Origin of the sequence: Streptomyces sp. NPDC048606 (assembly GCF_040650855.1) — a bacterium.
GTDB lineage: Bacteria > Actinomycetota > Actinomycetes > Streptomycetales > Streptomycetaceae > Streptomyces.
The window spans coordinates 344,284-352,961 of the sequence record NZ_JBEZIB010000001.1 but is presented as its reverse complement, the minus strand read 5'-3'; the positions used below and the strand labels follow the sequence as shown (position 1 = coordinate 352,961).

Below are 8,678 nucleotides of genomic sequence, written 5' to 3'. Positions count from 1 at the left end.
GGCCCCCCCCGGGGCCGGCCCGGCGGCCCCCCGCCGCCCCGCCGCGCGCGGCGGCGCCGGCGTCCGGCGGGTGGATCAGACGGCCGTCCGGGTGTGGACGTAGTCCACGAGACGGGTCAGGGCGTCCGGGTCGGTGGTCGGCAGGACGCCGTGGCCGAGGTTGAACACGTGGCCCTCCAGACCCGCGGCGGCGGCCAGGACCTCGTCGGTCTTGGCCTGGACGGCCTCGGGGGTGGAGAAGAGGACGGCGGGGTCCAGGTTGCCCTGGAGCGCCTTGCCGGGGCCGACGCGGCGGACGGCCTCGTCGAGGGAGACCCGGTAGTCGACGCCCATGACGTCCGCGCCGGCCTCGCCCATGAGGCCGAGGAGCTCGCCCGTGCCCACGCCGAAGTGGATGCGCGGGACGCCGTACGAGGCGACGGACTCCAGGACCTTCGCCGACGCGGGCATCACGGAGCGGCGGTAGTCGGCCGGGGCGAGCGCGCCGACCCAGGAGTCGAAGAGCTGCACCGCGGAGGCGCCGGCCTCGATCTGGACCTTCAGGAAGGCGGAGGTGATCTCGGCGAGCCGGTCGAGCAGCTCGGCCCACAGTCCGGGGTCCCCGTACATGAGGGCCTTGGTGTGTTCGTGGTTCTTCGAGGGACCGCCCTCGACGAGGTAGCTCGCGAGGGTGAAAGGCGCTCCGGCGAAGCCGATCAACGGGGTGCCGCCCAGTTCACCCGTGAGCATGCCGATCGCCTCGGTGACGTAGGAGACGTCCTCCGGGGTGAGGTCGCGCAGCTGTGCGAGGTCCTCGCGGCGGCGGATCGGCTGGGCCACGACGGGGCCGATGCCCGGCTTGATGTCGAGGTCGACGCCGATGGCCTTCAGCGGGACGACGATGTCCGAGAAGAAGATCGCCGCGTCGACGTTGTGGCGCCGCACGGGCTGGAGGGTGATCTCGGTGACCAGGTCGGGGCGCATGCAGGACTCCAGCATGGCCGTGCCCTCGCGCACCTTGCGGTACTCGGGGAGTGAGCGGCCGGCCTGCCTCATGAACCACACCGGGGTGTGCGGCACCGGCTCCCGCCGGCACGCCTTCAGGAAGGCGGAATCGTACGTCTGACTCGGCTGGCCCTTGAGGGGTTCGTTGGCGCTCACGACCCAAATCTTCGCACGTATGAAGAAGTGCCCGGCCCGGCCCGGGTGTCCCTGCGCCGTACGGCCGCTCGTTCCGCCTAGTCTTCCCGGCATGGCTGCGGCTCAGGGACGATTTTCAGATGGTGCCGACGGTACGGACAGCGCGAAGGAGACCTCCGTCCCGCTCCCGTTCCGACGGGCGGTCGAGGGCTTGAGGAAGGCGAGACTGCGGCCCGGGATCGAGATCGACCCGACGAAGCCGCCGCAGCGCCTGGCGCCGTACGCGTACGCGCTGGAGGCGGCGGTCGTCGACGGTGAGGACGATCTGGCCGACGGGCGCCTGATCCTGCTGCACGATCCCGACGGGCACGAGGCGTGGCGGGGCACCTTCCGGCTGGTGACGCTCGTCAGGGCGGAACTGGAGCCGGAGATGGCCTCCGATCCACTCCTGCCGGAGGTCTGCTGGTCCTGGCTGACCGGGGCGCTGGACGCGCGCGGGCTGACGTACGGGGAGGCGAGCGGCACCGTCACCATGGCGAGCTCGCACTACTTCGGCGGGCTCGGGGAGCGGCGTCCGGCCACCCAGATCGAGATCAGGGCCTCGTGGACGCCCCGCGAGGGGATGGGCGGGGTGCCGGACACGCCCGCGCACCTGTCGGCGTGGTGCGAGCTGCTGTGCCAGGTCGCGGGGCTGCCCCCGGTGGGGCCGACGGACACGGCGACGGGCGTGGTGTCCCTGCCACAGCGTCGGGGTCCGCACCACCCGTAGGCGACGGGGCGCGCGGGGCCGATCGGACGCGGCCCGGCGGCCGTCCGGGGGCGCGCGCGAGGGGGGCGACGGCCGGTCGCGGCGTTGACGGGCTGTCAAAACCGTGCGCGCGCTGCGGGCTTCTGACCGTACCGTGATCGATCGTGCGTCCGAATTGCCCGAATTGTTACTCACCAAATCGTGATCATTCCCTAAAGCCGGGCGGGTGACGTGCCGAAGGAGTCAGTGACCATCCGCACGGTTCGCACCGGCTTCCTTCCCCGAGCCGGCCCGTCCCGCCACTCCCCCAGGAGGCCTAGGTGTCCGTTCTTCTCGAGCAGCCCGCAAGCCTGGTCGCCTACCGCCCGAACAAGCCGACGGCCATGGTCGTCGTGGCCGACCCGCGCGTCCGTTCCACCGTGACCCGCCATCTGTGGGCCCTCGGAGTCCGTGACGTGATCGAGGCGTCGTCCATCGCGGAGGCCCGCCCCCGCGTCGGCAGCCCGCGCGACATCTGCGTGGCCGACGTACACCTGCCCGACGGTTCCGGTCTCACCCTGCTCTCCGAGACCCGCGCCGCCGGCTGGCCGAACGGCCTGGCCCTGTCCGCCGCCGACGACATCGGTGCCGTGCGCAACGCCCTCGCCGGCGGTGTGAAGGGCTACGTCGTCACCGGTACGCGGACCAACATCGGGCTCCCCACCCGGCCCGGCGCCGCCCCCATCGGCGCCGCGGCCGCCCGCATGCACCGCCGCCCCCCGGGTGCCCCGAGCCACCCGGGGGGCTACCGCGAGCTCTCCGGCCGCGAGGTCGAGGTCCTGCGCCTCGTCGCGGAGGGCCAGTCCAACAAGGCCATCGGCGTCTCGATGGGCCTGTCCGCCCTCACCGTCAAGTCCCACCTCGCCCGGATCGCCCGCAAGCTGGGCACCGGCGACCGGGCCGGAATGGTCGCGGTCGCCCTGCGGACGGGGATCATCCACTGAGCCCGTCCGGAATACCCCGGGCGAACCCCCGGGGAACCCCCGGAAACGCCCCCTCTCCCCCCTCGCGCCCGTCGACGGAACGTTCCGGCGACGGGCGCGTCACATCCACCGATACCCTTGACCGGTGACCGACGCCCAAGAGACCGCAGCACACCTGCGCACCACCACCGGGGGCGGCCCCCCGGACGAAGAGGTTTCGTCCGATGGGCCCATTCCCCTGCTGGAACCCCGTGAGGGGATCCCTCCGGTCGTGGCCGACCCCGAGTCCCTCGCCCGGGTGGTCGCGGCCTTCGCCGCGGGCACCGGCCCCGTGGCCGTCGACGCCGAACGCGCCTCCGGATACCGCTACGGCCAGCGCGCCTACCTGGTGCAGCTGCGCCGCGAGGGCGCCGGGTCGGCGTTGATCGACCCGGTCGGCTGCCCGGACCTGTCGGCGCTCGGCGAGGCCCTCTCCGACACCGAGTGGATCCTGCACGCCGCCACCCAGGACCTGCCGTGCCTGCGCGAAATAGGCATGGCCCCGACCACGCTGTTCGACACCGAGCTCGCGGGCCGACTGGCCGGCTTCCCCCGGGTCGGACTCGGCGCGATGGTCGAGAGCGTCCTCGGCTACGTCCTGGAGAAGGGCCACTCCGCGGTCGACTGGTCCACCCGCCCGCTGCCCGAGCCGTGGCTGCGCTACGCGGCCCTGGACGTGGAGCTGCTCGTGGACCTGCGCGACGCCCTGGAGAAGGAGCTCGACCGCCAGGGCAAGCTGGAGTGGGCCCGTCAGGAGTTCGACGCCATCGCCGCCGCGCCGCCCGCCCCGCCCCGCAAGGACCCGTGGCGGCGCACGTCCGGCATGCACAAGGTCCGCCGCCGCCGGCAGATGGCGGTCGTACGGGAGCTGTGGGAGTCCCGCGACCGGATCGCGCAGCGCCGTGACGTGTCCCCCGGGAAGGTGCTGGGGGACGCCGCGATCGTCGAGGCGGCCCTGGCCCTGCCCGCGAACGTGCACGCGCTGTCGGCCCTGCCCGGGTACGGGCAGCGGATGGGGCGCCGCCAGCTGGACCAGTGGATGGCCGCCGTGGACCGGGCCAAGGAGCTGCCCGAGAACGAGCTGCCCCAGCCGGGTGCCACCCCGGCCGGTCCGCCGCCGCCGCGCTCCTGGGCGGACAAGGACCCGGCCGCCGCGGCGCGCCTGTCGGCGGCCCGCACGGCCGTCACCACGCTGGCGGAGCGGCTGAACCTGCCGCAGGAGAACCTGATCACCCCGGACACCGTGCGCCGGCTGTGCTGGGAGCCCCCGCAGCGACCGACGCCCGAGACGGTGGCGGCGGCCCTCGCCGGGTACGGCGCCCGCCCCTGGCAGATCGAGCAGGTCACCGCCGCCCTGGTCACCGCCCTCGGCGCGACCGCCTGAGCGGACCCCCGCGTAACAGAAGAGCCCCCGGCTTCCCGCCGGGGGCTCTTCTGTTACGCGGTCATGACATCCACACCCTTTTGAACACGCTCAAGAAGATCTATGTTCTTGAACATGATCAAAAATCTGTACGCGTCATGGGTCCGCGACTTCGAGGCCGAGCGGGAGCGGCGGGCCGGCCTCGGGGACCCCGACTGGAGCGTCGGCGCCCACCTGCCCCCGGAGCTGGTCCGCAGCCTCCAGACGTTCCAGGTCGGCGAGGACGGCGACGGCTCCGCGCTGCGCGCCAAGGCCGACGGCGCCGGGGACGCCTCGTACTCCGCGGCGATCCGCCTGTTCATCGCCGAGGAACAGAACCACGCCCGCCTGCTGGCCCTGCTCCTCGAGGCCGCCGGGGCGCCGACCCTGACGGGCCACTGGAGCGACGCGGTCTTCGTGAGGGCCCGGCGACTGATGGGGCTGCGGCTGGAGTTGATGGTGCTGATGGTCGCCGAGTCGGTGGCCCTCGGGTACTACCGGGCCCTGCGCGACGGGGTCGGCGATCCGCTCACCGCCGAGGTCGCCTCCCGGCTGGTGGCGGACGAGGAACGCCACGTCCCCTTCCACTGCCGGCGGCTGCACGAGGGCCTGGCCCCGCTCCCCCGGCCGGCCCGCCGCGCGGTGGTCGCGGGCTGGCGGGCCATGGTCGCGGGCGGGGCCGTCGTGGTGGCCGCCGACCACGGGCCGGCCCTGCGCGCCCTCGGCACCGACCGGCGCTCCTTCGTCGCGGGCGTGGTGCGCGACTCGGCCGCGATGGCCTCGGCGATGTGCGACGGGAGCGCCGGGGCGGGGGTGGGGCGACCCTCGGCGACCACGGCGCGGGCGGAAGGCGGAGTGTGACGTTCGCCGCTCCTCGGCGAGGGGGTGTCCACACCAGTTACTCGCAAGTAGCATGGCGGGGTGAGCGGGCGCTCAGCGATGGACGCCCCCGCGCGGCAGTGCACACCCGCACCTGGAGGAGAGCCAACGTGCCTCGTACCGTCAGGGACGTCGTCTTCGTCGACGGCGTCCGCACCCCGTTCGGCAAGGCGGGCCCGAAGGGCATCTACCACGAGACCCGCGCCGACGACCTCGTCGTGAAGGCGATCCGGGAGCTGCTGCGCCGCAACCCGGACCTGGACCCCAAGAAGATCGACGAGGTCGCCATCGCCGCGACCACGCAGATCGGCGACCAGGGCCTGACGCTGGGCCGCACGGCCGGCATCCTCGCGGGCCTCCCGCAGTCCGTCCCGGGCTACTCCATCGACCGCATGTGCGCCGGCGCGCTGACCGCCGTCACCGCCGTCGCGGGCGGTGTGGCCTTCGGTGCCTACGACGTCGCCCTCGCCGGCGGTGTCGAGCACATGGGCCGCCACCCCATGGGCGAGGGCGTCGACCCGAACCCGCGCTTCGTCTCCGAGAAGCTGGTCGACGAGTCCGCCCTGTTCATGGGCATGACCGCCGAGAACCTGCACGACCGGTACCCGACGATCACCAAGCTCCGCGCCGACGAGTACGCCGTGCGCTCGCAGGAGAAGGCCGCCAAGGCGTACGCCGACGGCAAGATCCAGCAGGACCTGGTCCCGATCTCGGTGCGCAACACCAACGCGGAGGTCGGCGAGACGGGCTGGGGCCTGGTCACCACCGACGAGCCGATGCGTCCGGGCACCACCCTGGAGAACCTGGCCGGCCTGAAGACCCCCTTCCGTACGCACGGTCGGGTCACCGCGGGCAACGCCGCCGGTCTCAACGACGGTGCCACGGCCGCGATCATCGCGTCCGAGGACTTCGCCCGCGAGAACAACCTCCCGGTCAAGATGCGCCTGGTCTCGTACGCCTTCGCGGGCGTCGAGCCGGAGGTCATGGGCTACGGCCCGATCCCGGCCACCGAGAAGGCCCTCGCCCAGGCGGGCCTGTCCATCGAGGACATCGGCCTGTTCGAGATCAACGAGGCCTTCGCCGTCCAGGTGCTGGCCTTCCTGGAGCACTACGGCATCGCCGACGACGACGCCCGCGTGAACCAGTACGGCGGCGCGATCGCCTTCGGTCACCCGCTGGCCTCCTCCGGCGTCCGCCTGATGACGCAGCTGGCCCGCCAGTTCGAGGAGCAGCCGCACGTCCGCTACGGCCTGACCACCATGTGCGTCGGCTTCGGCATGGGCGCGACCGTCATCTGGGAGAACCCGAACTTCACCGCCGAGGGAGACGCCAAGTGAGCACCACCGCCGAGCTCCTGAAGGGTGCGGCCGAGCTGTTCCCGGACGAGGTCGTCACCTCCGCGCACGTCCGTCACCTGGACCTGCCGTTCGGCGCCGGGCGCTTCGCGCTCGTCACGCTGGACAACGGTTTCGACCACACCAAGCCGACCACCTTCGGCCCGCAGTCCCTCGCCAACCTCAACGCGGCGATCGACCAGGTCGAGCAGGAGGCCCTCGCGGGCTCCATCGTCGGCGCGGGCATCACCGGCAAGCCGTTCATCTTCGCGGTCGGCGCCGACCTCAAGGGCGTCGAGCTGCTGAAGGCGCACGACGAGGCGCTGGCCATCGGCAAGGGCGGCCACGACGTCTTCAAGCGCCTCTCGGCGCTGGCCGTCCCGACCTTCGCGTACTACAACGGCGCGGCCATGGGCGGCGGCGTCGAGGTCGGTCTGCACTGCTCGTACCGCACCGTCTCCAAGGCCATCCCGGCCTTCTCGCTGCCCGAGGTCTTCCTCGGCCTGGTTCCGGGCTGGGGCGGCTGCGCCATCCTGCCGAACCTGATCGGCGCGGAGCGCGCGGTCTCGGTCATCATCGAGAACTCGCTCAACCAGAACCGGCAGCTCAAGGGCAAGCAGGTCTTCGAGCTCGGCATCGCCGACGCGATCTTCGAGGGCGCCGACTTCCTGGAGCAGTCGCTGATCTGGACGGCGAACGTCCTGAACGGCACCACCGAGGTCGTCCGCGCCGACGTCGACCGCGGCGAGGCCTGGGACGCGGCCGTCGCCAAGGGCCGCTTCGTCGCGGACTCCAAGGTGCACGGCGCCGCTCCGGCCGCCTACCGCGCGCTGGACATCATCGCCGCGGCCAAGGACGGCGACCTCCAGGCCGGCTTCGACGCCGAGGACCAGGCCCTCGCGGACCTGATCATGGGCGGCGAGCTGCGCTCGGGCATCTACGCCTTCAACCTGGTGCAGAAGCGCGGCAAGCGCCCCGCCGGTGCCCCGGACAAGTCGCTGGCCCGTCCGGTCACCAAGGTCGGCGTCGTCGGCGCGGGCCTGATGGCCTCGCAGCTGGCGCTGCTGTTCCTGCGCCGCCTGGAGGTGCCGGTGGTCCTCACCGACATCGACCAGGAGCGCGTGGACAAGGGCGTGGGCTACGTCCACGCCGAGATCCAGAAGCTGCTCGGCAAGGGCCGCATCAACCAGGACAAGGCCAACCGCCTGACCGCCCTGGTGACCGGCGTCCTGGACAAGGCCGAGGGCTTCGCGGACGCGGACTTCATCATCGAGGCCGTGTTCGAGGAGATGTCCGTCAAGCAGAAGGTGTTCGCGGAGGTCGAGGCGGTCGCCCCGGCGCACGCGATCCTCGCCACCAACACCTCCTCGCTGTCGGTGTCGGAGATGGCCTCGAAGCTCAAGCACCCCGAGCGCGTGGTCGGCTTCCACTTCTTCAACCCGGTCGCGATCCTCCCGCTGCTGGAGATCGTCCGCGGTGAGCTGACCGACGACGCCTCGCTGGCCACGGCCTTCGGTGTCGCCAAGAAGCTGAAGAAGACCGCGGTCCTCACCAAGGACGCCCCGGCGTTCGTCGTGAACCGCATCCTGACCCGCTTCATGGGCGAGATCCAGAACGTCATCGACGAGGGCACCCCGGTGGCCACGGCGGAGAAGGCCATCGAGCCGCTCGGCCTGCCGATGTCCCCGCTGGTGCTGCTGGAGCTCGTCGGTCCGGCGATCGGTCTGCACGTCTCCGAGACCCTGAACCGGTCCTTCCCGGAGCGCTTCACGGTCTCCCCGAACCTGGCGGCCGTGGTCAAGGCCGGCAAGCGCGGCTTCTACGTCTACGATTCCGGCAAGCCGGAGCTGGACCCCGAGGTCGCCGCCCTCCTGGTGCAGGGCGACTCCGTCCTGACCGAGGAGCAGGTCCGCGACCGCGTCCTCGACGCGGTGGCGCAGGAGATCGGCCTGATGCTGGAGGAGGGTGTCGTGGCCGAGGCCCAGGACATCGACCTCTGCCTCATCACGGGCGCCGGCTGGCCCTTCCACCTGGGCGGCATCACGCCGTACCTGGACCGTGAGGGCGTCTCGGAGCGGGTGAACGGCAAGCGGTTCCTCGCCCCGGGCACCGCGAGCGTCCCCGCCTAGTCCGCGCGACAGTGGAAGGGCCCGTCCGCACCAGGGGTGCGGGCGGGCCCTTCCGCGTGCGCGGCC

The 8,678-nt window shown here is 72.4% G+C and carries 7 protein-coding genes; 6 read left to right on the top strand and 1 reads right to left on the bottom strand.

The window, feature by feature from the left end; genetic code table 11:
• Nucleotides 1-75: 75 nt before the first annotated feature.
• Nucleotides 76-1,140, bottom strand: coding sequence for a uroporphyrinogen decarboxylase (gene hemE / locus AB0D01_RS01405; protein ID WP_363052914.1), 1,065 nt, complete (start codon nt 1,138-1,140; stop codon nt 76-78).
• A 91-nt stretch (nt 1,141-1,231) separates the two neighbouring features.
• On the opposite strand from hemE, the gene AB0D01_RS01400 reads away from it, so the two are divergent.
• The 6 genes from AB0D01_RS01400 to AB0D01_RS01375 all read left to right on the top strand — a co-directional run bounded on the left by AB0D01_RS01400 (nt 1,232) and on the right by AB0D01_RS01375 (nt 8,612).
• Nucleotides 1,232-1,888 (top strand): DUF3000 domain-containing protein, encoded by a 657-nt coding sequence (locus tag AB0D01_RS01400; protein WP_363052913.1) that lies wholly within the window; start codon nt 1,232-1,234, stop codon nt 1,886-1,888.
• Nucleotides 1,889-2,187: 299 nt separating this feature from the next.
• Nucleotides 2,188-2,850 carry a response regulator transcription factor gene (locus AB0D01_RS01395; RefSeq protein WP_007267191.1) on the top strand — a complete coding sequence of 221 codons (663 nt, stop codon included), beginning with the start codon at nt 2,188-2,190 and terminating at the stop codon, nt 2,848-2,850.
• A 124-nt stretch (nt 2,851-2,974) separates the two neighbouring features.
• Complete coding sequence (locus AB0D01_RS01390; RefSeq protein ID WP_363052911.1) at nt 2,975-4,252, top strand: ribonuclease D; 1,278 nt, start codon at nt 2,975-2,977, stop codon at nt 4,250-4,252.
• Between the two features lie 114 nt (nt 4,253-4,366).
• Nucleotides 4,367-5,131, top strand: coding sequence for a ferritin-like domain-containing protein (locus AB0D01_RS01385; RefSeq protein ID WP_363052909.1), 765 nt, complete (start codon nt 4,367-4,369; stop codon nt 5,129-5,131).
• 128 nt (nt 5,132-5,259) lie between these two features.
• Nucleotides 5,260-6,486 carry an acetyl-CoA C-acyltransferase gene (locus AB0D01_RS01380; protein WP_363052907.1) on the top strand — a complete coding sequence of 409 codons (1,227 nt, stop codon included), beginning with the start codon at nt 5,260-5,262 and terminating at the stop codon, nt 6,484-6,486.
• On the top strand, nt 6,483-8,612 hold the full coding sequence (locus tag AB0D01_RS01375) for a 3-hydroxyacyl-CoA dehydrogenase NAD-binding domain-containing protein (RefSeq protein WP_363052905.1): 2,130 nt from the start codon (nt 6,483-6,485) through the stop codon (nt 8,610-8,612). The genes AB0D01_RS01380 and AB0D01_RS01375 overlap by 4 nt, the downstream gene beginning before the upstream one ends.
• The last annotated feature ends 66 nt before the right edge of the window (nt 8,613-8,678 follow it).